This window comes from Streptomyces actinomycinicus (genome assembly GCF_016741775.1).
Classification (GTDB): domain Bacteria; phylum Actinomycetota; class Actinomycetes; order Streptomycetales; family Streptomycetaceae; genus Streptomyces; species Streptomyces actinomycinicus.
The window spans coordinates 164,810-190,749 of record NZ_JAERRK010000016.1 but is presented as its reverse complement, the minus strand read 5'-3'; the positions used below and the strand labels follow the sequence as shown (position 1 = coordinate 190,749).

23 protein-coding genes are annotated in these 25,940 nt (G+C 70.8%); 15 read left to right on the top strand and 8 right to left on the bottom strand.

Annotated features, from left to right (window positions below; genetic code table 11):
* The 5 genes from JK359_RS27000 to JK359_RS26980 all read right to left on the bottom strand — a co-directional run.
* On the bottom strand, positions 1 to 321 hold a 321-nt coding region (locus JK359_RS27000; protein ID WP_201840818.1), incomplete at its 3' end, for an ATP-binding cassette domain-containing protein.
* A 26-nt stretch (positions 322 to 347) separates the two neighbouring features.
* Positions 348 to 1,385: an ABC transporter ATP-binding protein gene (locus tag JK359_RS26995; RefSeq protein WP_201840815.1), complete on the bottom strand. Its 1,038-nt coding sequence runs from the start codon at positions 1,383 to 1,385 to the stop codon at positions 348 to 350.
* A gap of 70 nt (positions 1,386 to 1,455) precedes the next feature.
* Positions 1,456 to 2,436 carry an ABC transporter permease gene (locus JK359_RS26990; RefSeq protein WP_201840812.1) on the bottom strand — a complete coding sequence of 327 codons (981 nt, stop codon included), beginning with the start codon at positions 2,434 to 2,436 and terminating at the stop codon, positions 1,456 to 1,458.
* 94 nt (positions 2,437 to 2,530) lie between these two features.
* A complete protein-coding gene (locus JK359_RS26985; protein ID WP_201840809.1) occupies positions 2,531 to 4,288 on the bottom strand; it encodes an ABC transporter substrate-binding protein in 1,758 nt (585 codons plus the stop codon).
* A 78-nt stretch (positions 4,289 to 4,366) separates the two neighbouring features.
* Positions 4,367 to 5,356 carry an ABC transporter permease gene (locus JK359_RS26980; RefSeq protein ID WP_307788294.1) on the bottom strand — a complete coding sequence of 330 codons (990 nt, stop codon included), beginning with the start codon at positions 5,354 to 5,356 and terminating at the stop codon, positions 4,367 to 4,369.
* A gap of 511 nt (positions 5,357 to 5,867) precedes the next feature.
* On the opposite strand from JK359_RS26980, the gene JK359_RS26975 reads away from it, so the two are divergent.
* From JK359_RS26975 to JK359_RS26955, 5 genes are read left to right on the top strand one after another with little or no spacing between them, the layout of a single operon-like run.
* Entirely contained in the window at positions 5,868 to 7,493 is a 1,626-nt protein-coding gene (locus JK359_RS26975; RefSeq protein ID WP_201840804.1) for a peptide ABC transporter substrate-binding protein, read from the top strand.
* 6 nt (positions 7,494 to 7,499) lie between these two features.
* Positions 7,500 to 8,423 carry an ABC transporter permease gene (locus JK359_RS26970; protein WP_201840801.1) on the top strand — a complete coding sequence of 308 codons (924 nt, stop codon included), beginning with the start codon at positions 7,500 to 7,502 and terminating at the stop codon, positions 8,421 to 8,423.
* Positions 8,416 to 9,396, top strand: coding sequence for an ABC transporter permease (locus JK359_RS26965; RefSeq protein ID WP_201840798.1), 981 nt, complete (start codon positions 8,416 to 8,418; stop codon positions 9,394 to 9,396). Before JK359_RS26970 ends, JK359_RS26965 begins: the two co-directional genes overlap by 8 nt.
* A gap of 7 nt (positions 9,397 to 9,403) precedes the next feature.
* Entirely contained in the window at positions 9,404 to 10,387 is a 984-nt protein-coding gene (locus JK359_RS26960) for an ABC transporter ATP-binding protein (RefSeq protein WP_201840795.1), read from the top strand.
* Positions 10,371 to 11,471: an ABC transporter ATP-binding protein gene (locus JK359_RS26955; protein ID WP_201840792.1), complete on the top strand. Its 1,101-nt coding sequence runs from the start codon at positions 10,371 to 10,373 to the stop codon at positions 11,469 to 11,471. The genes JK359_RS26960 and JK359_RS26955 overlap by 17 nt, the downstream gene beginning before the upstream one ends.
* Before the next feature lie 100 nt (positions 11,472 to 11,571).
* Here JK359_RS26955 and JK359_RS26950 read toward each other — a convergent pair whose 3' ends face one another.
* Complete coding sequence (locus JK359_RS26950) at positions 11,572 to 13,713, bottom strand: S9 family peptidase (protein ID WP_201840788.1); 2,142 nt, start codon at positions 13,711 to 13,713, stop codon at positions 11,572 to 11,574.
* A 166-nt stretch (positions 13,714 to 13,879) separates the two neighbouring features.
* On the opposite strand from JK359_RS26950, the gene JK359_RS26945 reads away from it, so the two are divergent.
* The 8 genes from JK359_RS26945 (at position 13,880) to JK359_RS26910 (ending at position 21,697) form a co-directional block, all read left to right on the top strand.
* Positions 13,880 to 14,074: a hypothetical protein gene (locus tag JK359_RS26945; RefSeq protein ID WP_030649813.1), complete on the top strand. Its 195-nt coding sequence runs from the start codon at positions 13,880 to 13,882 to the stop codon at positions 14,072 to 14,074.
* Positions 14,075 to 14,120: 46 nt separating this feature from the next.
* Positions 14,121 to 14,975 (top strand): N-acetyl-1-D-myo-inositol-2-amino-2-deoxy-alpha-D-glucopyranoside deacetylase, encoded by an 855-nt coding sequence (gene mshB / locus JK359_RS26940; protein WP_201840785.1) that lies wholly within the window; start codon positions 14,121 to 14,123, stop codon positions 14,973 to 14,975.
* Positions 14,976 to 14,992: 17 nt separating this feature from the next.
* The gene (locus JK359_RS26935) at positions 14,993 to 15,430 is read left to right on the top strand and encodes a DUF6113 family protein (protein WP_201840782.1); all 438 of its coding nucleotides are present in this window, start codon (positions 14,993 to 14,995) and stop codon (positions 15,428 to 15,430) included.
* A 196-nt stretch (positions 15,431 to 15,626) separates the two neighbouring features.
* Positions 15,627 to 18,056: a hypothetical protein gene (locus JK359_RS26930; RefSeq protein WP_201840780.1), complete on the top strand. Its 2,430-nt coding sequence runs from the start codon at positions 15,627 to 15,629 to the stop codon at positions 18,054 to 18,056.
* A 176-nt stretch (positions 18,057 to 18,232) separates the two neighbouring features.
* Entirely contained in the window at positions 18,233 to 19,162 is a 930-nt protein-coding gene (locus JK359_RS26925; RefSeq protein ID WP_201840778.1) for an ABC transporter ATP-binding protein, read from the top strand.
* On the top strand, positions 19,159 to 19,899 hold the full coding sequence (locus JK359_RS26920) for an ABC transporter permease (protein WP_201840776.1): 741 nt from the start codon (positions 19,159 to 19,161) through the stop codon (positions 19,897 to 19,899). Before JK359_RS26925 ends, JK359_RS26920 begins: the two co-directional genes overlap by 4 nt.
* Complete coding sequence (locus JK359_RS26915) at positions 19,896 to 21,086, top strand: sensor histidine kinase (protein ID WP_372445489.1); 1,191 nt, start codon at positions 19,896 to 19,898, stop codon at positions 21,084 to 21,086. Before JK359_RS26920 ends, JK359_RS26915 begins: the two co-directional genes overlap by 4 nt.
* Positions 21,083 to 21,697, top strand: coding sequence for a response regulator transcription factor (locus tag JK359_RS26910; protein ID WP_201840774.1), 615 nt, complete (start codon positions 21,083 to 21,085; stop codon positions 21,695 to 21,697). Before JK359_RS26915 ends, JK359_RS26910 begins: the two co-directional genes overlap by 4 nt.
* A gap of 348 nt (positions 21,698 to 22,045) precedes the next feature.
* Here JK359_RS26910 and JK359_RS26905 read toward each other — a convergent pair whose 3' ends face one another.
* Together JK359_RS26905 and JK359_RS26900 are read right to left on the bottom strand one after the other, a co-directional pair.
* Complete coding sequence (locus JK359_RS26905) at positions 22,046 to 22,912, bottom strand: transglutaminase family protein (RefSeq protein WP_201840772.1); 867 nt, start codon at positions 22,910 to 22,912, stop codon at positions 22,046 to 22,048.
* Positions 22,913 to 22,940: 28 nt separating this feature from the next.
* Positions 22,941 to 24,026, bottom strand: a complete 1,086-nt coding sequence (locus JK359_RS26900; RefSeq protein ID WP_201840770.1) for a GNAT family N-acetyltransferase — start codon at positions 24,024 to 24,026, stop codon at positions 22,941 to 22,943.
* 140 nt (positions 24,027 to 24,166) lie between these two features.
* Between JK359_RS26900 and fdxA the strand changes: the two genes are divergently transcribed.
* Positions 24,167 to 24,487 (top strand): ferredoxin, encoded by a 321-nt coding sequence (fdxA, locus tag JK359_RS26895; protein ID WP_030746389.1) that lies wholly within the window; start codon positions 24,167 to 24,169, stop codon positions 24,485 to 24,487.
* 225 nt (positions 24,488 to 24,712) lie between these two features.
* A complete protein-coding gene (locus JK359_RS26890; protein WP_201840841.1) occupies positions 24,713 to 25,789 on the top strand; it encodes a bifunctional succinyldiaminopimelate transaminase/glutamate-prephenate aminotransferase in 1,077 nt (358 codons plus the stop codon).
* Positions 25,790 to 25,940 lie beyond the last annotated feature (151 nt).

The following is a 25,940-nucleotide window of genomic DNA, read 5'->3' as shown; positions in this document are numbered from 1 at the left end:
GGCGTACGGGTCCTGGAAGATCATCTGGATCTCGGACCGGATCGGCGCGAGCCCCTTACGGCCGGCGTGCGTGATGTCCTGGCCGCGGTACGTGATCTTGCCGCTCGTGGGCTCCAGCAGGCGCGTGATCAGCCGGCCAGTGGTCGACTTGCCGCAGCCCGACTCGCCGACGAGGCCCAGGCTCTCGCCCTCGGCCACCTGGAAGTCCAGGCCGTCGACGGCCTGCACCGCGCCGACCGTCCGGCGGATAGGGAAGCCGCCCTTGATCGGGAAGTGCTTCGTCAGTCCGGAGACGTCCAGGAGGGGGTTGGTGTTGCTCATGGTCGTGAAGTCCCGTCTCGTGTCCGTCAGTGGTGCCGGGATCCGGCGAAGTCGGCGAAGAGTTCCTGCTTCTGTTCCCCCGTGAGGTGGCAGGCCGAGCCGCGGCCGTCGGTCACCTCGAGCACCGGGCGCTCCCCGGAGCACAGCCCGCCGGCGACCTTCTCGGCGAAGGCGCAGCGCGGGTGGAAACGGCAGCCCGACGGCGGGTTGAGCAGCGAGGGCGGCGAACCGGGGATCGGCGTCAGCGGCACGTCCACCGGCCCGTGCAGGCTCGGCATCGAGCCCAGCAGGCCCAGCGTGTATGGGTGCTGCGGGTCGCGCAGCACCTCCGCCTTGGTACCGCGCTCCACGCACCGGCCGCCGTACATCACCAGCACGTCGTCGGCGATGTCGGCGATGACGCCGAGGTCGTGGGTGATGAAGATGATCGCGGTGCCGAACTCCTGCTGGAGGTCCTTCAGCAGGTCCATGATCTGGGCCTGGACCGTCACGTCGAGCGCGGTGGTCGGCTCGTCGGCGATCAGCAGCTCCGGGTCGCAGACCAGCGCCATGGCGATCATCGCGCGCTGGCGCATACCGCCCGAGAACTGGTGCGGGTAGTCGTCCACCCGCATGTCCGGCTGCGGGATGCCGACCCGGCGCAGCATCTCGATCGCCCGCTTGCGGGCCTCCGACTTGGAGCAGCCCGTGTGCTTGCGGTAGGTCTCGCCGATCTGTGTACCGATGGTGTGGTACGGCGACAGCGAGGCCAGCGCGTCCTGGAAGATCATGGACATCTTGTTGCCGCGCAGCCGCTCCAGCTCCTTCTCGGAAGCGGTGAGCAGCTCCTCGCCGTCCAGCAGGATCTCGCCCTCGATCGCGGTGCGGTCGCGGTCGTGGAGGCCCAGGATCGTCAGGTTGGTGACGGACTTGCCGGAGCCCGACTCGCCGACGATGCCGAGGGTCTGGCCCTTGGCGAGGTCGAAGCTGAGCCCGTCGACGGCCTTGACGATGCCGTCCTCGGTGGAGAAGTGGACCTTGAGGTCCCTGATGGAGAGGAACGGCTGCTGATCGGTGCTCGTCACGGGGACGCTCCTGGGGGGTGATGCGAGGTCGCCGGGTGGGGCGGGTGGGAAGGGGGCGGCGGGGCGGAGGTCAGGCGAGCCGGATCCGCGGGTCGATGGCGGCGTAGATGGCGTCGACGACGATGTTGATGATCACGATCGCGCCGGCCGACAGCACGGTCACGCCGAGCAGCATGGGCAGGTCGCTCTTGTCCACGGAGTCGACGGCGAGCCGGCCCACGCCCTGGAGGCTGAAGACGGTCTCGGTGATGATCGCGCCACCGATGAGGGTGGCGAGGTCGATGCCGAAGATGGTGACGATCGGTCCCATCGCGCCGCGCCAGGCGAACCGGAAGAAGACGTTGCGGCGGGACAGGCCCTTGGCCCGGGCGGTGCGGACGTAGTCCTCGCTGAGCGTCTCGACCAGCTGGGAGCGTGTCATACGGGTGTAGTTGGCGGTCCAGATCAGGGCCAGCACCAGCCAGGGCAGCAGCAGGCCGGAGAACCAGGCGCCCGGGTTCTCGGTGATCGGCGTGTACGACGGGTTGTCGAGGATGTCGAACTTCCCGACGAGGAAGTACATCGCGATGTAGCCGACGAAGTAGATCTGCATCGAGGAGGCGACGAGCGAGGCGGAGCTGGCCGCCTTGTCCTGCCACTTGCCCTGCTTGACGGCGGCGATCATGCCCGCGCCCACACCACCGGTGATGAAGACGACGGCGGAGCCGAAGGCGAGCGACAGGGTGAGCGGGAGCCGGTCCAGGATGGTGCCGAGGACGGGCTCGCGGTTGGCGAAGGAGTAGCCGAGGCACGGCGCGTTGCAGTGCCCGAAGCCCGGGTAGTCCCGCCCGACGAAGATGCCCTTGAGCCACTCCCAGTACTGGACGGGGAGCGGGTGGTCGATGCCCAGGTTGTGCCGCACCTGTTCGAGCATGGGCTTGGTGCAGTTCTTGCCGCAGGACATCATGGCGGGGTCACGCGGGATGGCATAGAAGAGCCAGAATGTGACGGCACTGATGATCAGCATGATGACCAGCGCGCCGAGGGTTCGGCGGACAAGGAAGCGGAACATGGGGCGTGACTTTCCGGACGGGGCGCCGTCGCCGGTGTGAGGGGTGGGCCGGAGGGGGCGGCCAGGTCATGACCGCCCCCGAGGGGTCGAGCGCTTACTTCTTGGCGTACAGCTTGCAGAGCGCGACGCAGGTGTTGCCGGCGTCGTAGATGACGTTGCCGACCTTGGATCCGTACATCCAGTTGCGGATCGAGTGGTAGTCCGGGACGCAGGCGCCCAGCTCCATGATCTGGCGGTCGATGTCGCCCCAGGCCTTGTTGGCCTGCTCCTGGTCGGTCATCTTCGAGGCCGCGTCGATGGCCTTGTTGACGCCGGTGTCGTTGAGCTGCGACCAGTTCTGACCGCCGTCGACGATCTGGCTGCCGTGCCAGCACGGGTAGAACACCGAGTAACCGGCGGGCCAGTCCGGGCTCCAGCCGGCCGCGAACATGTCGTAGCCGTTGTCGAGCTTGCTGATCTGGGTGTAGAAGGTCGACTTGTCGACCTGCTTGTTGACGACCTCGAAGCCGGCGGCCTCGAGCGCGTTCTTGATCGCGACGGCCTGCTTCACCGAGTTGTCCGACTGCTGGTAGGCGATGACCAGCTTCTGGCCGACCTTGCCGGCCTCCTTCAGCAGGGCCTTGGCCTTGACCGGGTCGCCGTTCGGCTTGGTGGTCTTGCCGTACAGGTCGAACTTCTGGTAACCGGGGGTCACCGGGCTGAGGATGGTGGTGGCCACCTCGCTGGTGGACTTGCCGCCGCGGATGGTCTGCAGCTGCTGCTGCGGCCAGGCGTAGTTGATGGCCTGACGGACCTTGGGGTCCTTGATCCGGGTCGTGTTGATCGGCCAGTAGTAGGTGACCGTGTCGACCTCGGTGAGGACGCGCGCCTTCAGCTTCGGGTTGGTGAGCACCTGGGCGACGCGCTCGGGGGCGACCTCGTTGAAGATCGACATCGTGTACTGGTCGTTGCCACGGTCCGAGATGTAACGGTCGGTGGACGCCAGGTTCTGGAAGCCGAACTGGAAGACGTACTTGTCCGGGTAGGCGTTGCGGATCGAGTCCGTCTTCGGGTCCCAGTGCTCGTTGCGCACGTAGGTCATCGACTTGCCGGGCTGACGGCTGTCGATCTTGTACGGGGCGCAGGAGAACGGACGCTTGTCGTACTTCTCCTTGGTGTCGTGCTTCTTCGACACCAGGGCGTAGCCACGCATGGCGAGCGTGTAGTTGAAGTCACCGCGCGGCTGGTTCAGGCGGAAGGTGACGGTCTTGCCGGAGATCTCGATGGAGTCGAGGTGCTTGCCGCCGTAGGGGCCCTTGTAGCCCTTCGTGCCCTCCAGGAAGTTCTGGACGTGGCGCGGGCCCTCGGTGACGAAGTCGGCGAAGAGGCGCTCGAAGGTGTGGCGGACGTCGTCCATGGTGACGTCCTTGCCGTCCTCCCACTTCAGACCGTCCTTGAGGGTGAAGGACCAGGTCTTGCCGCCGTCCTTCATGGTGCCGGCGTCGGTGGCGAGGTCACCGACGAGGACGGCGCCGCCCTTGTCGTCGAGCTTGTAGCCGGTCATACCGCGCAGGATCGGGACCGTGATGGCAGCCTCGGTCGAGGAGTAGATCTGCGCCGGGTCCAGGTGGTCCATGTCGAACTGGTCGAGCGAGTAGATGGTCCCGCCCTTGGTGGCGCCCGGAACCTCGGCCGCCGGACCGGTCGAGTCGGCCTTGGTGCCGACGTCGATCTTGGTCTTCTTGCTGCCGCTGACCGAGGGGACGTTGTCGGAGCCCTTGCTGTCACTGCCGCTGCTGCAGGCGCTCAGCACGGTGGTCGAGGCCGCCGCCACACCGGTGGCGATCAGGAAGTTTCTACGGGAAAAGGACATGCTGAGCCTGCCTTGTGTCGATCGGAACAGACGGGACCAGCCGGTCGACGTCGAACCGGGCCGGGGGTGGAACGTGGACTACCGCTTGGACTTCGGGTCGAGCGCGTCGCGCACCGAGTCGCCGAGGAGGTTGAAGGCGAGGACGAAGATCACCATGGACAGGCCCGCGAAGAGCATGAAGGTGAGGTCCTCGGAGTAGAACTGGGCTCCGCGGCCGATCATGACGCCCCAGTCGGGGGTCGGGTCGATCATGCCGACGCCCAGGAAGGCCAGGCCTGCCTCGGCCGTCACATAAGCGGGCAGCATCAGGGTGCCCTGGATGAGGATCGGCGTCCACAGGTTGGGCAGCAGCTCCTTGAACACGATGCGCATCGGCGACGCACCGGTCACCTTCGCCGCCTCGACGAACTCCCGCTCGCGCAGCGCCAGTACCTGTCCGCGGAGCAGGCGGGCGATGGAAGCCCAACCGAAGAAGGCGAGGACCAGAATGAGGGCGACGGCCCGCAGGGACGTCGGGATGTTCTCGTCATCGGCAATGAACAGGCCGTAGACGACCGGCATGAAGGCGATGAAGAACAGCGTGGACGGGAACGACAGCAGGATGTCGATGATCCGGCCGACGAGGTAGTCCGTCTTGCCGCCGAGGTAGCCCGCCGTGACGCCGATCACCACACCGAGGATCACGGTGAGCAGGGTGGCGGCGGTGGCGATGCCCAGCGAGTTGCGGATGCCGTACAGCAGGAACGTGAAGACGTCCCGGCCGAGCTGGGGCTCGATGCCGAACCAGAACTCGCCGCTCATGCCACCGTTGGGTCCCGCAGGGTACGAGAAGGCGTTGAACAGCTCGGGGCGCTCGGATACGTAGGTGGTGTACGGGTCCTTGCCGTACAGCTTCGCTATCAGCGGTGCCGCGATCGCTACCACGAAGAAGAAGATCACGACGTACGCGGATATGACGCCCGTCTTGTCACGCTTGAAGCGCTTCCAGGCAAGCTGTCCCGGAGAGCGGCCTTCGCTGGCCTTCGAACCGTCCGAAGTGGTCGACTTCGTCACGGTCTCGTCGGTCACCTCAAGCGGGGCAGCCGCAGATGGAGTTGGGGGGGTCATGGTGCTCCTGGCCCAAGGGAGGGTCTGATGACTCCGCAGGGCGCTCCCCTACGGGCTACGCCGGACTTTTTCAACGCAATTCATTCAAGGTCAATAAATTCTCGGTCGGCTTGGGTTTCTCTTTACCTTCTTTGCCCGTACTTGATCATTCCGTAGCTACGCGGGTAGCGCGCTGTAATCAATCCGTGCTTCACATCGGACCAATCGGACTAAACGGGCAAGAAGTTCGATATGCGGACGGTGGAGTGTCGAAATGCGTACATCGGAACGTCGCAATCCAACGTTTCGGCATCGTTGCATGAAGATCTATTGCGCTTCACGCTCAAGATCATCAGGGCGGCGGGCGGAGGGTGCCTGCATTCGGGTGACGTGTCCGCTTAAAGGCCGGTCAATCGGACGGCGGCCCTGTGATATGTGAAGTATGACCGGTATTCGCCCGGTATTGAGGTCGCGGTCACGAGGAGGCATGCCCATGCGCCGCATCGCGCCCGCCCGAGGGGCCGCCTGCGCGTTGGCGATGGGGCTGGCAGCCACCGGTTGCGGCGGCGGTCCGGGCAGCGGCGCGTACGGCGGCGCGGTGTTCAGCGCCTCCTGGACCGACCCGCAGAACCCGCTGGAGCCGGCCAACACCAACGAGGTGCAGGGCGGCAAGGTGCTCGACATGGTCTTCCGGGGCCTGAAGAGGTACAACGCGAAGACCGGCAGGGCCGAGAACATGGTGGCCGAGTCCATCGAGACCCGGGACTCCCGGAACTTCACCATCCGCCTCAAGCCCGGCTGGACCTTCTCCAACGGCGAGGAAGTGACCGCCCGGTCCTTCGTGGACGCCTGGAACTACGGGGCGAGCCTGCGCAACAACCAGAAGAACGCCTACTTCTTCGGCTACATCGACGGCTTCGACAAGATCCACCCCAGCAGTGGCCGGCAGAGCGCCGACACCCTCTCGGGACTCAGGGTGATCGACGCCCGCACCTTCACCGTCCGGCTCAACCAGACCTTCTCGAGCTTCCCCGCCACCCTCGGCTACAACGCCTTCGTCCCGCTGCCCCGCGCCTTCTTCACCGACCACGCGGCCTGGCTGAAGCGACCGGTCGGCAACGGCCCCTACACCATCGGCTCCTACACCAGGGGCGCTCAGATGTCCCTGAAGAAGTGGGACGGCTACCCCGGACCCGACAGGGCCCGCAACGGCGGCGTGATGCTCGTGGTCTACACGGACTACAACACCGCCTACACCGATCTCATGTCCGGCAACCTCGACCTGGTCGACGACGTGCCCGCCGCGCAGCTGAAGAACGTGCGGACCGACCTGGAGGACCGCTACATCAACACCCCGGCCGGCATCATCCAGACCCTGGCGTTCCCCTACTACGACAAGGCCTGGAACAGACCGGGTGCGGAGAAGGTCCGCACCGGGCTGTCCATGGCGATCGACCGCAGGCAGATCACCGACAAAATCTTCCGGCAGACCCGCACCCCGGCCACCGACTGGACCTCGCCCGTCCTCGGCACCGCCGGCGGCTACCGGGCGGGCCTGTGCGGAAGTGCCTGCGACTACGACCCCGCCCGGGCGAAGCGGCTGATCGAGGAGGGCGGCGGGCTCCCCGGCGGCCGGTTCACGATCTCGTACAACGCGGACTCGGGCTCGCACAAGGAGTGGGTGGACGCCGTGTGCAACTCCATCAACAACGCCCTCGGCGACAGCAAGGCCTGCGTCGGCAACCCGGTGGGCACCTTCGCCGACTTCCGGAACCGGATCGGGCAGCACAAGATGAACGGGCCGTTCCGTGCGGGCTGGCAGATGGACTACCCCCTGATCCAGAACTTCCTGCAGCCGCTCTACTACACCGACGCCTCCTCCAACGACGGCAAGTGGTCGAACGGGACCTTCGACCGGCTCGTCGACCGGGCCAACGCACAGACCGACCCCCCGAAGGCGGTCGCCACCTTCCAGAAGGCCGAGGAGGTGGTCCGGGACAACATGGCCGCCATCCCGCTCTGGTACCAGAACGGCAGCGCCGGCTACTCGCAGCGGCTCTCCGACGTGGCGCTCAACCCCTTCAGCGTCCCGGTCTACAACGAGATCAAGGTCAGCTGAGCCGTCATGGGGCGCTATGTCCTGCGGCGGCTGCTCCAGATGGTCCCGGTGTTCATCGGCTCCACGCTGCTGATCTTCCTCATGGTGAACGTGATGGGCGACCCCGTCGCGGGCCTGTGCGGCGAACGACAGTGCGATCCGGCGACCGCCGCCCAGCTCAGGCGGGAGTTCGGCCTGGACCGGCCGCTGTGGCAGCAGTACCTCACATACATGGGGAACGTCTTCACCGGAGACTTCGGCACGGCGTTCAACGGCCAGCCGGTCACCGAGCTGATGGCGACGGCGTTCCCCGTCACGATCCGGCTGACCGTGGTGGCCATCCTGTTCGAGATCGTCGTCGGCATCACCCTCGGCGTGCTCACCGGCCTGCGCCGCGGCCGGCCCGTCGACACCGCCGTGCTGCTGCTCACCCTAGTGGTGATCTCCGTCCCCACCTTCGTCAGCGGCCTGGTGCTGCAACTGCTGCTCGGTGTGCAGTGGGGCTGGATCAGACCCTCCGTCTCCCCGGCCGCCGGCTTCGGCGAGCTGCTCGTGCCGGGACTCGTCCTCGCCTCCGTCTCGCTCGCCTACGTCACCCGGCTGACCCGCACCTCGATCGCCGAGAACAAGCGGTCCGACTACGTCCGCACGGCCGTCGCCAAGGGCCTGCCCCGGCACCGGGTCATCACCCGCCACCTGCTGCGCAACTCCCTGATCCCCGTGGTCACGTTCATCGGCTTCGACATCGGAGCACTGATGGGCGGCGCGATCGTCACCGAGCGGATCTTCAACATCCACGGCGTCGGCTACCAGCTCTACCAGGGCATCCTGCGGCAGAACACCCAGACGGTGGTCGGCTTCGTGACCGTTCTGGTCCTGGTCTTCCTGGTCGCCAACCTCCTCGTCGACCTGCTGTACGCCGTACTCGACCCGAGGATCCGTTATGCCTGAACAGCCGTACGAGCCCGAGCGCGCGATCGCCGGCACCGGCATGGGCGGCACGATGGACCTCGGCGCGAGCGAGGCGGTGACGCTGGACCGGACGCCGGGCGGCCCGGCCGGACCCGGCCCGGCGGACAGACCGCGCTCGCTGTGGTCCGACGCCTGGCGGGACCTGCGCCGCAACCCGGTCTTCCTCGTCTCCGGCCTGATCATCGTCTTCCTGGTCTTCATCTCCCTGTGGCCCTCGGCGATCACCTCCGGCAGCCCCTTCACCTGCGACCTCGCCAAGGCCCAGGACGGCGCGCAGCCCGGCCATCCCTTCGGCTACGACGGACAGGGCTGCGACGTCTACACGCGCACCGTCTACGGCGCCCGTACGTCCGTCACGGTGGGCCTGTGCGCCACGCTCGGGGTGGCCCTGACCGGGTCGGTGCTCGGTGGCCTCGCGGGCTGGTTCGGCGGCCCGTGGGACTCGGTGCTGTCCCGGATCACCGACGTCTTCTTCGCCATCCCGGTCGTCCTCGGCGGTCTCGTCCTCCTCTCCGTCGTGACCACCAATACGGTCTGGCCGGTCGTCGGGTTCATGGTCCTGCTCGGCTGGCCGCAGATCTCCCGCATCGCGCGCGGCTCGGTCATCACCGTCAAGCAGAACGACTACGTCCAGGCGGCCCGCGCCCTGGGCGCCTCCGACGCCCGGATTCTGCTGCGGCACATCGCGCCCAACGCCGTGGCCCCGGTCATCGTCGTCGCGACCATCGCGCTCGGCACCTACATCTCCCTGGAGGCGACGCTCTCCTACCTCGGAGTCGGCCTCAAACCGCCGAGCATCTCCTGGGGCATCGACATCTCCGCCGCCTCCCCCTACCTGCGCAACGCCCCGCACGCCCTGCTGTGGCCCTCGGGGGCGCTGGCGGTCACCGTGCTGGCCTTCATCATGCTCGGCGACGCGGTGCGCGACGCCCTCGACCCGAAGCTGAGGTGACGGCGCCGTGCTCCTCGAGGTACGCGACCTGCACGTGGAGTTCCGCACCCGGGACGGGATCGCCCATGCCGTCAACGGCGTCAGCTACAGCGTGGAGGCGGGGGAGACACTGGCCGTGCTCGGCGAGTCCGGGTCGGGGAAGTCCGTCACCGCGCAGGCCGTGATGGGCATCCTGGACGTGCCGCCGGGGCGGATCACCGGCGGGCGCATCCTGTTCCGCGGGCAGGACCTGCTGAAGCTGAAGGGGGAGGAGCGCAGGAGGATCCGGGGTGCCGAGATGGCGATGATCTTCCAGGACGCGCTGTCGGCCCTCAACCCGGTGCTGTCCGTGGGGGACCAGCTCGGCGAGATGTTCGTCGTGCACCGTGGGATGTCCAGGAAGGACGCGCGGGCCAGGGCCGTCGAACTGATGGACCGGGTACGCATCCCGGCCGCGGCTCAGCGGGTGCGGGACTACCCCCACCAGTTCTCCGGCGGCATGCGCCAGCGCATCATGATCGCCATGGCGCTGGCCCTGGAGCCTGCGCTCGTCATCGCCGACGAGCCGACCACCGCCCTGGACGTCACCGTGCAGGCCCAGGTCATGGACCTGCTCGCGGATTTGCAGCGCGAGTACCGCATGGGGCTGACCCTGATCACCCACGACCTCGGTGTGGTGGCGGACGTGGCCGACAAGATCGCCGTGATGTACGCGGGCCGGATCGTCGAGTCGGCCCCCGTCCACGACATCTACAAGGCGCCCGCGCACCCGTACACGCGCGGCCTGCTCGACTCCATCCCGCGCCTGGACCGGAAGGGCCGGGAGCTGTACGCCATCAAGGGTCTGCCGCCCAGCCTCATGGCCGTCCCGGCGGGGTGCTCGTTCAATCCGCGCTGCCCCATGGCCCAGGACGTGTGCCGCACGGACGAACCACCGCTGTACGAGGTCGATCAGCAGCGGGGCAGTGCCTGCCACTTCTGGAGGGAGTGCCTCCATGGCCGCAGGGGTTGAGCCGATCCTGGAAGTGTGTGGACTGGTCAAGCACTACCCGTTGACCCGGGGTGTTCTGATCAGGAAACAGGTCGGTGCGGTCAAGGCCGTCGACGGTGTCGACTTCTCGCTCGGCAAGGGGGAGACCCTCGGCATCGTCGGGGAGTCCGGCTGCGGCAAGTCGACGGTCGCCAAGCTGCTGGTCCGTCTCGAGCGGCCGACGGCCGGTGCGGTCAAGTACAAGGGTGAGGACATCACCGTCTTGAGCGGCCGGGCGCGGAAGGAGGTCAGCCGCAACATCCAGATGGTCTTCCAGGACCCGTACACCTCGCTCAACCCCCGCATGACGGTAGGCGACATCATCGGCGAGCCCTTCGAGATCCACCCCGGGGCCGCCCCGAAGGGCGACCGGCGGCGGAGGGTCCGGGAACTGCTGGACGTCGTCGGACTCAACCCCGAGTACATCAACCGCTACCCGCACCAGTTCTCCGGCGGACAGCGCCAACGCATCGGCATCGCACGAGGGTTGGCGCTGCGCCCGGAGGTCATCGTCGCCGACGAGCCGGTGTCCGCACTGGACGTCTCGGTCCAGGCCCAGGTGATCAACCTGCTGGACCGGCTCCAGTCGGAGTTCGACCTCTCCTACGTCTTCATCGCGCACGACCTGTCCGTCGTCCGGCACATCTCGGACCGGGTCGCGGTCATGTACCTGGGCCGGATCGTGGAGACCGGGCGGGACACCGAGATCTACGACCACCCGACCCACCCCTACACCCAGGCCCTGCTCTCCGCGGTGCCGGTGCCCGATCCCGGGGCCCGGGAGCGGCGCGAGCGGATCATCCTGACCGGGGACGTGCCCTCGCCGACGAACGTCCCGTCCGGCTGCCGGTTCCGCACCCGCTGCTGGAAGGCGCAGGAGCGCTGCGCCCGGGAGGTGCCGCTGCTCGCGGTCCCCGAGGCCTTCCGCGGCACGTCCGGCCCCGCGGCCCACGCGTCGGCGTGCCACTTCGCGGAGGAGGCCGCGCCGGTGCCGGGAAAGGGCAGCGGGCCGGGGCGGCACGGCGCACCCGACCCTGCGCCGGAGAAGGGCAACGGGCCGGGGTGACATGGCGCACCCCGACCCGTTCACGGCACCCGCACGGCCGTACGGTGTTCAGCCTCTCGTGTCCGTATATCGGTGCCGCTTCCGTGAAGTTGCCTGTGCGTTAACGCAGTTCACGCCCGCCGGCCGGCTGGGGGAGCGAGCGCCGGAGGAAGTCGAGCTGGAGGCGGAGCAGGTTCTCCGCGACCGTCTCCTGCGGGGTCATGTGCGTCACGCCGGACAGCGGCAGCACCTCGTGCGGGCGGCCCGCGGCCAGCAGGGCGGAGGACAGCCGCAGGGAGTGGGCCACGACCACGTTGTCGTCCGCCAGACCGTGGACGATCATCATCGGGCGGTGCGGCTCGGCCGCGTCGACCACACCGGCGTCGTCGATCAGTGAGTTGCGGCGGTAGACGTCCGGCTGCTCGTTGGGATCGCCCAGATAGCGCTCCTGGTAGTGGGTGTCGTACAGCCGCAGGTCGGTGACGGGGGCGCCGACCACCGCCGCGTGGAAGACGTCCGGCCGGCGCAGTACCGCCAGCGCCGCGAGGTAGCCGCCGAACGACCAGCCCCGGATCGCCACCCGGTCCAGGTCCAGCGGGAACCGCTCGGCGAGGGCGTGCAGCGCGTCGACCTGGTCCTGGAGCACCACGGCGGCCAGGTCGTCCCTGACCGCCTTCTCCCAGGCCGGCGAGCGTCCCGGGGTGCCCCGGCCGTCGGCGACGACTACGGCGAAACCCTGGTCGGCGAACCACTGCGAGGTGAGGTGGGCGTTGTGCGCGGCGGTCACCCGCTGGCCGTGCGGGCCGCCGTAGGGGTCCAGGAGAACCGGCAGGGGAGTGTCTCCGTGGTAGTCCCGTGGCATAAGCACGGCGCACGGAATTCGGCGTGCGCCCCCCTCGGTAAGGGTGACCCGCGGGGACATACCGGGATCTTCTGCGTACGAGCGGACAGTGAACGCCGGTTTTCCGTCACACAGCACCTGGGCCCGGGAGCCCGGCCGGTCCGGCGCGGCGGACACGAGAACGGTCACGTTCCCCGCCCGCACCGCCGTGTGCACACCGGGTTCCTGCGACACCCGTTCCACGCCCAGCTCGTTCACCCGGTACACATGGACTTCGCCAATCTCCGGCACCTCCGCCTCCGCGCCGGCCGAGGCGGAGACGAGCACGTCGTCCGCACCTACGTCCAGAACCGCACGGATGTGCAACTGCCCCCCGGTCAAAGGCCGTTCGCCGACCGCCAGCACGCGCGCGCCACCCTCGTCCGCGATCCGGACAAGGTGCCCGGACGGGCTCCAGCAGGGCACTCCGGCGAACAGTTCAAGCCAAGTTGGATCTTCATCGGCGTGCACCATCCGGGTCGCACCGGTGTCCGGATCCACCGCCAGGAACAGCTGGCTGCGCTGGTCCCGGGCCTGCACAAGGAGCAGCGGCGCACCCCCTGCTGACCAGTGCACACGCGCCAGATACGGGTAGCGCGAGCGGTCCCAGGAGACCTCCGTGCGCGTCCCGTCCAGGCCGCACACGAACAGCCGCACCTCCGCGTTCGGCGTACCGGCCGCCGGGTACCGGATGTTGAGTGGCTCACGCTCCGGGTGGGCCGGATCCGCGATCCACCACCGCCGCACCGGCGTGTCGTCCACCCGCGCCACCAGCAGCCGGTCCGACTCCGGGGCCCACCAGAATCCCCGCGAACGGGACATCTCCTCGGCCGCGACGAACTCCGCGAGCCCGTAGGAGACGTCCGCCGACTCCGGCTCGGCCAGCGCCCGGTCGCCCTCCCCCTCGGCGCCCACCACCCGCAGCGCGCCCCGGGCGACATAGGCGACATGCCGGCCGTCGGGTGAGGGCCGCGGATCGATCACCGGTCCCGGAGTGGGCAGTTCGCGCGCCGTACCGGCCCGCAGCTCGGCCGTGAAAAGCCGCCCTGACAAGGCGAAAGCCGCCAACTCCAGGGCGCTGTCGGTGGCGTACCCGACGATGCCGGCGCCGCCCTCGCGGCTGCGCTCCCGGCGCGCCCGCTCCTCGGCCGACAGTTCTTCGGAGGCGCCCCGGAGAAGGGCGCGCGGGTCGGCCGCGAGCCGCTCCGCACCCTCCGGGAGATCCAGGACCCACAGGGAGTTGGCCCGGTCGGTGCCGGAGCCGGAGCGCAGGAACGCGACACGTGAACCGTCGGGCGCCACGGTGAACGCCCGCGGCGCGCCGAGCGTGAACCGCTGGGTCCGGGCGTGCCGACGGGGGAAGGAGTCAGCCTCGGTCGTCATACCCCGACCATATTGGCCATGCGCCCCCTTGTGCGGCCGTGCGCCGAGCGATGCGCGAGTACGGATAGTTATGATCACTACCGCTGTGTGGGTATTAACCTGCTGGCGTCTGCATGGAGTTGCTCTACACCCCCCGCGTCCCTGGGATCTTTGGAGGTGAACCGCCGTGGCACTCTCGATTTCGGCGGTGGTGCTGCTGGCGATCATCGTCTTCCTGTTGATCAAGAAGTCCGGGCTGAAGGGCGGCCACGCGGTCGTCTGCATCCTGCTCGGCTTCTATCTCGCCTCCTCGACCGTCGCCCCCACGATCAGCGAGCTGACCACCAACGTCGCCAGCATGATCGGCAGCATCAAGTTCTGACGGCGGCCGTCGCGGGGAGCGGCGCGAGGCCTCGTAGGGTGGTCCCATGACGGAACTGCCAGCCCGGCGTCTGCTGCTGGTGCACGCGCACCCGGACGACGAGTCGATCAACAACGGCGCGACCATGGCCAGGTACGCGGCCGAGGGTGCCCACGTGACCCTGGTCACCTGCACCCTCGGGGAGCGCGGCGAGGTCATCCCGCCGGAGCTGCGGCACCTGGCGGGCCCCGCGCTGGGCGCCCACCGGCGCGGCGAGCTGGCCGAAGCCGCGCGCGCACTGGGTGTCACGGATGTCCGGCTGCTGGGCGGCGCGGGCCGGTACGGCGACTCCGGCATGATGGGCATCGCGGACAACGACGACCCCGGCTGCTTCTGGCAGGCCGACCCGGACGAGGCCGCCGGTCACCTCGCCGAGGTGATCCTGGAGGTCCGCCCGCAGGTCCTCGTCACCTACGACGACGACGGCGGCTACGGGCACCCGGACCACATCCAGGCGCACCGCGTCGCCATGCGCGCCGTGGACCTGGCGGCCGACCGGGGTCACCGCATCGAAAAGGTGTACTGGAACCGCGTCCCGCGCTCCGTCGCCGAAGCCGCCTTCGCCCGCCTCCAGGACGAGCTGCCCGCACTTCCGTTCGACAAGGGCGCGGCCGTGGACGACGTACCCGGCGTGGTGGACGACGAGCGGATCACGACCGCCGTCGACGGCACCGCGCACGCCGCGGCCAAGGCCGCCGCGATGCGTGCCCACGCCACCCAGATCGAGGTGGCCGAGCCGTACTTCGCGCTCTCCAACGAACTCGCCCAGCCGCTGTTCACCACCGAGTACTACGAGTTGGTGCGCGGGCGGGGCCAGCGCGGGGAGACCGACCTGTTCGCCGGCGTCGAGGCGGCGTCATGAGCAACGCGGGAGGCGCCATGAGCAACCGAGGAGGCCCCGCGAGCAACGGCGGACAGGGCTCGATGCTCGCGCAGCCGCTGCGGCCGCCCTCCGCGGGGCGGGCCGCCGCGCACCTCGGCCTGTTCGTGCTCGGCGCGGTCGCGGGGCTGGCCGGGACCCTGGTGCAGGCCGCCTGGTTCCCGGGCGGGCTGCTGCTCGCCCTCGCGGGCGCCGCCGGGCTGTTCCTCGGCGGTTCCTACGCCACCGCCGGCCGGAGCGGGGCGGTCGCCCCGGTGGCCGGCTGGATCGTCACTGTCATCCTGCTCATCTCCGCGCGCCCCGAGGGCGACTTCCTGTTCGCTGCCGGAGCCGGTTCCTATCTCTTCCTGTTCGGCGGCATGGCCCTGGCTGTGATCTGCGCCACCGTCGGCGTCGGACGGCAACCCCGGGTGGGCTCCGCCCGACTTGGCAAGTGACGTACCACTTCTCCGTGCGACGCTCGTGGGAGTCGGGTGTGGGTTTCCTCAGCGGTCATGGGATACACGGCAGAGGCGGCCAGTATGGTGGTGCGCGCCGCCGAGCCTCCCCCAAGCGCTCGACATCGCTCGGGCAGGGGGACCCCACTCGCAGTGAGGTTGTGACGGGCGGCGGAGCCAACCGGGAGAACATGCCTTGAGTCGTGAAACTGACACTCCGTCCACCGGGCCCAACGGGCGCGGCGGAGCCGCATACCCCTCCGGCACGCCGCCGTACGGGACCCCCATGGCTTCCGACGACGGTACGGACACGAGCCGTTCGGGCGCGCGTTCGGAGGAGAAGAAGACCGAGACGACGCTGACGACCCGGATCCGGATCAACATCCCGGGGTCCCGGCCCATCCCGCCGGTCGTCGTGCGCAAGCCCGTCGCGGACGCCGACGCCACCATGGACGAGCAGCCCGCCGCCGAGCCGAAGCCCGCGGCCGAACCGGCGCCCACCAGCGCCGTCGAGGCCCCGGCCGAGCCCGCGGCCCCGGCGGAGGAGAAGACCAGCGACTGGTTCGCGCCCCGCAAGTCCTCCGCACCCAAGGGCGGTCCGGGCGGCGGCACGAACGGCGCCGGGATCCCCGGCGCTTCCGCGGCGGTCGGCGGAGCCTCATCCGGCACGACGGCCCCCCGCACGTCCGCACCGGGAGCCGGCTCCGCCGGTGGTCCCGGCGCCCGCCCGGGCGGCGGACGGCCCGGCGGCGTGGTCGGTTCCATGAGCGTGCCGGGCGGCTCCCGGCCCGGCGGTACGAACGGCAAGGGCCTGCCCGGCGCCACCGGCGGCCCCGTCGCCCCCGGCCACGGCGGCGGCACCGGCTCCTTCGACGTGACCGAGGCGCTGACCGCCGGCCCGCTGGGCGGCGGCTCCCGCCCGGGGTCCGCCGGCTCCGGAGAGTCCCGCAGGGACGAACTGCCGTACTTCTCGGAGAACGGCGGCCAGGACGGCTTCGGCGACAACAGCGCGAACGGCAAGGACCCGTTCGGCACGGACCCGGGCGCCGACGATCCCTTCGCCACGGGCACCGGCGCGGGTGCGCAGGACCCCTTCGGCACGGGCACGGGCGGCAAGGACCCCTTCGCCACGGGCACGGGCGGTCAGGACCCCTTCGGCACCGGCGCGGGCGGGCCCGGTGGCCCGAGCGGCTTCAACGGCCGGGGCGGCCACGGCGGCGCCGGCGGCCCGCAGGGCCCGGCAGGCCCCACCGGCGGCCCGGTCACCGGCGACGGCACCCTCGTCCCGCCGGCGGGCGGCCTCGGCCTGGACGGGGGCGAGCCCTTCGACGGCCCCGCGGGCGCCGGCTTCGGCACCCCACGCCCCGGCGCGACCCCCGGCAACACCCCTGGCGGCCCCAACGGCGTCCCCGGCGGCCCGAGCGGCGTTCCCGGCGCCGGTTTCAGCGACGACACCGCGATCCTCACCCCGCAGAAGCCGGCCCCCGAACCGGGCACGCCCGGCTACCGCTCCCCGGCCGCCGACAACGTCTCCGGCCACACCGTCACGAGCGGCATCCCGGTCGTGCCGGGCGCCGGGAACACCCCGTTCGGCACCCACTCCGACGGACCGGCGGCGCCCGTGGCGCCCAAGCCCGAGCCGGCCGCCGCGCCCAAGGCGCCGGCCAAGCCGAAGAAGAAGGGCCGCAGCAAGCTGATGCTGCTCGGCGTCGGCACGGTCGTCGTCGCGGGCGGTGCCTACGGCGCCGGCCTGCTGATGAACCACACCGACGTACCCAAGGGCACCACCGTGCTCGGGGTCGACATCGGCGGCGGCACCCGCGACGACGCCGTCAGGAAACTGGACGACGCCTTCGGCAGCCGGGTGAACAAGCCGCTGAAGCTGGACGTGGGCGGCAGGACGGTGGCCCTCACGCCGGAGAACGCGGGCCTGCAGTTCGATTACCAGGCAACCGTGAGCGAGGCCGCGAAGAGCGACTACAACCCGGTCCACGTCATCGGTTCCCTCTTCGGGCAGAAGCGCGTGGTCGAGCCGGCCATGCCCGTGGACGAGGAGAAGCTGCAGGCCGCTCTCCAGCAGGCCGGCGGCGGCTCGGGTTCCGGCTCGGTCACCGAAGGCACCATCGAGATCAAGTCCGGCAAGGCCGTGGCCGTCTACGGCAAGGCGGGCAAGGCCGTCGACGCCGGCGCGTCCACCAAGGCGGTCGAACAGGCGTACCGCGCCATGGTGGAGACGAATGCCGCGGCCCCGGTCGCCGTGCCGACCACCACCAAGCAGCCGACGGTGTCGAACGCCGAGGTCGACCGGATGATGAAGGACTTCGCCAAGCCCGCGATGTCCGGCCTCGCCCGGGTCCAGACCGACGCGGTGCACAGCATTCCGTTCGGCCCGCTGTCGCTTCCGAAGATCCTCAAGTTCAAGGCCGTCGACGGCAAGCTCGTGGACACGTACGACCTGAAGGCGCTCCAGGCGGCCTACGGCAGCACCTTCGACGGTGTGCAGATCCAGACCGCGACCGGGAAGCGCGGCGTCCTGCCGCAGGACGTCGTCGCCGCGCTGCGCAAGGCCCTGCGCGGCAAGACGACGGCCGAGCGCATCGGAGTCATCGACACGAAGCCGAGCTAGTCGCCGGCACCGGCCCGGGCCGGCCGGCCCGGCCGCCATCCGGCCGGTACAGGGGGCGCCCTCGTCCGGGGGCGCCCCTCGGCGTGTCCGTCACATGATCCGTATGACATCTGTCATCCGGCACTCAGGATCCCTGGCACTGCCGCCCCCCGGGCCCTCGCGGCCAGCATGGACGCATGACGACGACAGCGGCACCGGCCACCACCACCCCGGTGGTCGGGTTCGACCAGGTGACCAAGACGTACGGGAGCGTGCGGGCCGTCGACGGCCTCTCGCTCCGGCTGTACCCGGGCGAGACCGTCGCCCTCCTCGGCCCGAACGGGGCCGGCAAGTCCACCACGCTGGACCTGCTCCTCGGGCTCAAGCCGGCCGACGGCGGCACAGTGAGCCTGTTCGGCACCACCCCGCGCGAGGCGATCGTCGCCGGCCGGGTCGGGGCCATGCTGCAGAGCGGCGGTCTGATGGACGGGGTCACCGTGGCCGAGCTGGTGAAGCTGGCCTGTTCCCTGCACCCGCGGCCGTACCCGGTGGCCGACGTGCTGGCCCGCGCCGGTATCGCGCAGATCGCCGACCGCAAGGTCGACAAGCTCTCCGGCGGCCAGGCCCAGCGCGTCCGGTTCGCCCTCGCCACCGCCGGCGACAGTGACCTGATCATCCTGGACGAACCCACCACCGGCATGGACGTCTCCGCCCGCCAGGCCTTCTGGGCGACCATGCGCGAACAGGCCGACCAGGGCCGTACGGTCCTCTTCGCCACCCACTACCTGGAAGAGGCCGACGCCATCGCCGACCGGGTCCTGGTGCTGCACCGGGGCCGGCTCCTCGCCGACGGCACCGCCGCCGAGATCAAGGCCAAGGCCGGCGCCCGCCGGGTCGCCTTCGACCTGGAGGGCGAGATCGACCAGAGCGCCCTGCGCGGCCTGCCGTTCCTCACCTCCCTCGACGTGTCGGGCCAGACCGTCCGCATCCAGTCGTCCGACGCCGACGCGACCGTCCACGCGCTCTACGGCCTCGGCGTCTACCCCCGCAATCTCGAAGTCGCCGGGCTCGGTCTGGAGCAGGCCTTCGTCGCCATCACGGAGGCCGAGGAGGCCAAGCAGTCGTGAACAGCCTGATCAAGCTGGAGATCACCCGCGCCCTGCGCAACCGCAAGTTCCTGTTCTTCTCCGTGATCTACCCCGCGGGACTGTTCCTGCTGATCGCGGGCGGCGCCGACAGCCACACCAAGATCGACGGCACGGGCCTGACCCTGCCGACGTACATGATGGTCTCCATGGCCTCCTTCGGCGCCCTGACCGCCGTCCTCATGGGCAACAGCGAGCGCATCGCCAAGGAGCGCGAGAGCGGGTGGGTACGGCAGCTGCGGCTGACCACCCTGCCCGGGCGCGGGTACGTCCTGGCCAAGACCGCCAGCGCGGCCGTGGTCAGCCTGCCGTCCATCGTGGTCGTGTTCCTGGTCGCCGCCGCGGTGAAGGACGTACGCCTCGACGCCTGGCAGTGGTGCGCCCTGAGCGGTGCGATCTGGGCCGGCAGCCTGGTCTTCGCCGCGCTGGGCGTCGCCCTCGGCTACCTCGCCAGCGGGGACGCGGTGCGCCCGATCACCATGATCATCTACTTCGGCCTGTCCATGCTGGGCGGCCTGTGGATGCCGACGACCACCTTCCCGCAGTGGCTGCAGGACGTCGCCAAGTGGCTGCCCACCCACGCGTACGCTTCCCTGGGGCGCGCGATCGAACAGAGCCAGACCCCCCACACCCAGGACATCGCCGTCCTCGTCGTCTCGTTCGTCGTGTTCGCGGGCGGCGCGGCCTGGCTGTACCGGAAGGACACGCTGAAGGCGTGAGCGCGATGACGGAGGACCGGTACGGAATGCCGACGCACACGCCGGTGGGCTGGCCGCCCCGGAGCCGACGCGAGCTGCTGGTCAAGACGCTGTGGATCGGTGTCTGGCTGGTCTTCCTCAGCTCGCCGGTCGAGGACCTGGCCGACGGCGGTCACAGCACCGCCGCGACCGTGGCCGGCTCGCTCGGCCTCGCCGTCTTCGTCGGGGTCTACCTGACGCTGGTCTTCCGCAACATGGGCCGGCCGTTCTCGCCGCGCGCGGTGCTCGGCCTGGGCGGCACCCTCGCTGTCCTCGCCCCCGTACTGGCCTACACGCTCGGCAGCGCCTGGCTGGGCCTGTTCGTCTACCTGTCGGTCGCCTTCGGGGCGACCCTGCCGCTGCGGGCGGCCTACTGGGCCATCCCCGCGGCCGCCGTGGTGATGTACCTGATCGGGATGCACTCCGACGAGACGCAGGCGCGGGGCCTGTTCCTGCTGGTCCTCCTCATCGGCTTCGCGATGACCGGCGTCGGCCAGCTCGTGCGCACCACCATCGAGTTGCGCAAGGCCCGGGCCACCGTCGCCCAGCTCGCCGCCAACGAGGAGCGCCTCCGCCTCGCCCGCGACCTGCACGACCTGCTCGGCCACTCGCTGTCGCTGATCACGCTGAAGAGCGAGCTGGCCGGCCGGATGCTGCCCGGCCACCCCGACAAGGCGGCCCAGCAGGTCGCCGACATCGAACAGGTAAGCCGCCAGGCCCTGGTCGACGTCCGGGAGGCCGTCACCGGCTACCGGCGGCCCCGGCTCGCCGCCGAACTCGCCGGCACCCAGGTCGCCCTGACCGCCGCCGGGGTCGCCGCGGAGCTGCCCGCCGAGCCCGACCTGGCCGATGTGCCCGAGGAGTCCGAGTCCGCCCTCGCCTGGGCGCTGCGCGAGGCGGTCACCAACGTGGTCCGGCACAGCGGCGCGGACCGCTGTACCGTCCGGCTGCTGCGCCGCCAGACCCTGAACGGCGCGGTGCTCGAACTCGCCGTCGAGGACAACGGCTCCGGCGGTTCGGGCGCGGGCCCCGGCAACGGCCTGACCGGTCTGACCGAGCGGCTCGAGAAGGCCGGCGGCACCCTGGAGGCGGGCCGGCTCAAGCACGGGTTCCGGCTCGTCGCCCGCGTCCCCGCGGGCCCACCGGCGGACGTAGGATCCCGGGCATGACGAGCATGATCAAAGTCCTGCTGGCCGAGGACCAGTCGATGGTCCGCGAGGCGCTGGCCGCCCTGCTCGGACTGGAGGACGACATCGAGGTCGTCGCGCAGGTCGCGCGCGGCGACGAGGTGCTCGCGGCCGTCGGCGCGCACGGCGTGGACGTCGCCCTGCTCGACATCGAGATGCCCGGCTGCACCGGCATCGCGGCGGCCGCCCAGGTGCACCGGGAGTTCCCGCAGGTCAAGCTGGTCGTCCTCACCACCTTCGGGCGGCCCGGCTATCTGCGCAGCGCCATGGAGGCGGGCGCCGACGCCTTCCTCGTCAAGGACGCCCCGGCCGCCCAGCTCGCCGAGGCGATCCGCAAGGTACTGGCCGGTGAGCGGGTCATCGACCCCACCCTGGCCGCCGCCGCGCTCGCCGACGGCGCCAACCCGCTCACCGAGCGGGAACGCGAGGTGCTCCGCGCGGCGGCCGACGGCTCCACCAACGCCGAACTGGCCCGCACCCTGCACCTCTCCCAGGGCACCGTCCGCAACTACCTGTCCACCGCCATCCAGAAGCTGGCGGTGCGCAACAGGGCGGAGGCGGTGCGGATCGCGCGCGAGAAGGGCTGGCTGTGAGCCTGTGACCAGGCGCGCCTTCCGGGGGAACGGGCCCCGCGCCGCGGCATGCGCCGGTGCCGCCCGTACGCCCGCGCACACGGACAGGGCGAGCGCACGGGCCCAGGCACCGCGCACACGGACAGGGCGAGCGCACGGGCCCAGCCACCGCGCACACGGACAGGGCGAACGCACCGGCCCAGGCACCGTGCACACGGACAGGGCGAGCGCACCGGCCCAGGCACCGTGCACACTCCTGAGCGCACTGGTCCTCCCGCCCGGACCGGCCTCCCAGTGCACCGGCCCGGCCGCTCGAACCATCCTCGAGCGCACCGCCCCGGCGCCCGGACCGTCTCCCCGGCGGCCGGCTCAGTTGAGCTTCGCCCGTGCCGTCCGCGCCTCCTGCCGTACCTTCCGGGCCACCGACTCGTCGACCACTTCGACCAGGTCGGCGTACGTGTCCATTTCCTCGGCGCCGGCGACGAACTGACCCCGCTGCACCAGCAGTTGCCCGCGCTCGTAGCGCAGCCGCGCCGGGTGCGAGGGGATGAGCAGCGCCAGTTCCACCGCCCGCAGAGCGACGTCCGACCGCTCCGGCCGGGCAGCCGCCCAGGCCCGGATGTTGTTCAGGATGCGCTGCACGACCTCCAGGGGCGCCGCCGGCTCCAGCATGGACGGCTGCAGCGGCGCACCCGTGGCCCCCGCCACCAGCAGCTCGGCGTCCGCCCCGGCCAGCACCCGGCCCCCGTCGAACGGATCGGCCAGCACCTGCTCCTCCGCGGCCCCGAAACCGACCACGAAGTGCCCCGGCAGCGCGACCCCGTACACCGGAGCACCCGCCCGGCGCGCCACCTCCAGCCACACCACCGACAGCAGGATCGGCAGCCCGCGCCGCCGCCGCAGCACCTCGTGCAGCAGCGAGGACTCCAGCCGCTGGTAGTCGCCCGGCGTCCCGTGGAACTCGAGGCGGGCGCCGAGCAGTCGCCGTACGGCCTCCGCCCACGCCCGCGGACCGCCCGGCCGGTACGGCAGCTCGCCCGCCAGCCGGTCCAGTTCCAGCTGTGCGGCATCGATGCCGGCCTCGTCCAGCGCCCCGTCCGCCTCCGCGCCGATCAGCAGACACAGCGCGGACAGGTCGGGCCGCTCGGACCGTGCCTCCGCGGCGAACCGCCGCCGCAGCTCGGCGGAGCGCTCCGGCGGGGGCGGGTACGGGGGCGGCAGGTACGGGTGACTCATGGCAGGCTCATGCCCTTCCACGGCGGTTCTAGAGCCGCTCGGCACCGGAGGGCGCCTCCGGCTCCTCCGGGGCCCGGTAATGGTGGTACGCGTGGTGCGGGGTGAAGCCGAGCGCCGCGTAGAGCGCCCGGCCCGCCTCGTTCTCCGTCTCGACCTGGAGCCAGGCCGCCGACGCGCCCTCGTCCAGCGCACGCCGGGCCAGCGCGGCCATCACCTCCGTGGCCAGCCCCTGCCGCCGCCGGCCGGGATCCACCTCGACCGCGGCGAACCCGGCCCACCGGCCGTCCACCACACACCGCCCGATCGCCGCCGGCGGCTCACCGCCCCCGGCGCCGGGCACGGACGCGAACCACACCGACGGGCCGCCGGAGAGCACCCGCAGGGCCACCTCGCTCACCCCCTTGCGCTGGTACCGCGCGAGCCACGCCTCGTCCGCCGACCGGGACAGGACCACACCCGCGCCCTCGGCCCGGTCCGCGACCGGCGCCAGCGCGCCGGTCCACACCTCGGCCGTCACCTCCCGCACCCAGCCGCGCCGCTCCAGCTCCGAGCACAGCAGCTCCTGTGTGCCCTCGGCGCCGGTCGCGGTCTGCACCCTGGCGGGCAGGCCACGCTCGCCGTACCAGCGTCGTACGGCCGCCAGGGCCGCGTCGAGCGGAAGACCCGGATCGCCGAGCGGCAGCACGCTGTTGGCACGCCGGGTGAAGCCCTCCCGGGGCCCGGCCGCCACTCCGGCCCGAGGCGCTTCGCGCGGCCCCGCCCCGACCGCCGCCCGCAGCTCCCACTCGCCGAGCCGCTCGCTCTCCACCGGCTGCCACGCGCGCGCGGCGGCGTGCGCGAGTTCCGGGTACGTGGCGGCGGGGCCCCTGCGCCGCGCCGGGGCGGCCGGCACGACCTTGCCCGCCACCAGCGAGGACTCCGGGATACTGACCCGTTCGCCGTCGCGACGTGTGATCATGAGCACGCCGCCGTCCCATGATGTGAGAACACCCACCGTGTCAGTGAACTTCTCCAGTCCGGCACCAGTTTCGCCCAAGCGCCGTACAGAGACCCGTTTCCCCACGTCAGCGGGGGTGATTCGGACTTCCAGGCGTCCTGTCGCCGAGATTTCCACTGGTCAGTTCACCCCTCCTGTTCGGATCATGCTCCGGAACGGAGATACTAGGGGCGGGCATCGACGACGCCGCGCTCCCGCGCGCCAGGCGGCGGAGCCTGAGGAGGCCCGCCAGCGCCCTATCGAGGAGGAACGACAGCGTGACCTACGTCATCGCGCAGCCTTGTGTCGACGTGAAGGACAAGGCGTGCATCGAGGAGTGCCCGGTCGACTGCATCTACGAGGGCCAGCGGTCCTTGTACATCCACCCGGACGAATGCGTCGACTGTGGTGCCTGTGAGCCGGTCTGCCCGGTCGAGGCGATCTTCTACGAGGACGACACTCCGGAGGAGTGGAAGGACTACTACAAGGCGAACGTCGAGTTCTTCGACGAGCTGGGCTCGCCCGGCGGCGCCAGCAAGCTGGGGCTGATCGAGCGGGACCACCCCTTCGTCGCCGCGCTGCCGCCGCAGGGCGAGTGACCCTCTAGGCGCCAGCGGCCTGCCCCCCGGTTCCCGGCCGCGCCGGACCGGGGGGACCACCAGCGCCGCCTCGGTCCCGTACGGCCGGATCACCCTGATCGGCGCCGTACGGGACCGAGGCGTTTGCCGCACCCGTACGAAAGTGAGCCACTGATCGTGTCCGCAGTCTCCGGCCCCCCGCCCGTCGCCCGTCACCGCTCCTCCGGTGAGTCGTTCGGCGACCGCCTGCCCGTCTTCCCGTGGGACAAGCTGGCCCCGTACAAGAAGACCGCCGCGGCCCACCCGGACGGGATCGTCGACCTCTCCGTCGGCACTCCTGTCGACCCGGTCCCCGAGCTGGTCCAGAAGGCCCTCATCGACGCGGCCGACTCCCCGGGCTACCCGACGGTCTGGGGCACCCCCGCCCTGCGCGAGGCGATCACCGGCTGGCTGGAGCGCCGCCTCGGGGCCCGGGACGTCACCGACCGCCACGTGCTGCCGGTCGTCGGCTCCAAGGAACTGGTCGCCTGGCTGCCGACCCAGCTCGGCCTCGGCCCCGGTGACAAGGTCGCCTACCCGCGGCTGGCCTACCCCACCTACGAGGTCGGCGCCCGCCTCGCCCGCGCCGACTACGAGGTCTACGACGACCCGCGTGAGCTGGACCCGTCGAACCTGAAGCTCCTCTGGCTGAACTCCCCGTCCAACCCGACGGGCAAGGTCCTGTCCAAGCAGGAGCTGACGGACATCGTCGCCTGGGCCCGCGCCCACGACGTCCTGGTCTTCTCCGACGAGTGCTACCTGGAGCTGGGCTGGGAGGCCGACCCGGTGTCGGTCCTGCACCCCGACGTCAACGGCGGCTCCTACGACGGCATCGTCGCCGTCCACTCCCTCTCCAAGCGCTCCAACCTGGCGGGCTACCGCGCGGCCTTCATCGCCGGCGACCCGGCCGTCCTGGGCCCGCTGCTGGAGATCCGCAAACACGGCGGCATGATGACCTCCGCGCCGACGCAGGCGGCGGTCGTGGCCGCGCTCGGCGACGACGCCCACGTCCACGAGCAGCGCGAGCGCTACGCGGCCCGCCGCGAGGCCCTCCGGGCGGCCCTGCTGTCCCACGGCTTCCGCATCGAGCACAGCGAGGCCAGCCTGTACCTCTGGGCCACCCGCGACGAGTCCTGCTGGACCACCGTGGCCCACCTGGCCGGCCTGGGCGTCCTGGTGGCCCCCGGCGACTTCTACGGCGCGGCGGGAGAGAAGTTCGTACGCGTGGCCTTCACGGCGACGGACGAACGCGTACGGGCCGCCGTGGCCCGCCTGACGAAGTAACCCGCCGGCACGCCCACGCACCGGCACCCCACGCACCGGCACCCCACGCACGGCACGCCCACGCACCGGCACCCCACGCACGGCACGCCCACGCACCGGCACACGTGCTCACCGGCACGCGTGCTCACCGGCACACGGCGAACGGGGCCCA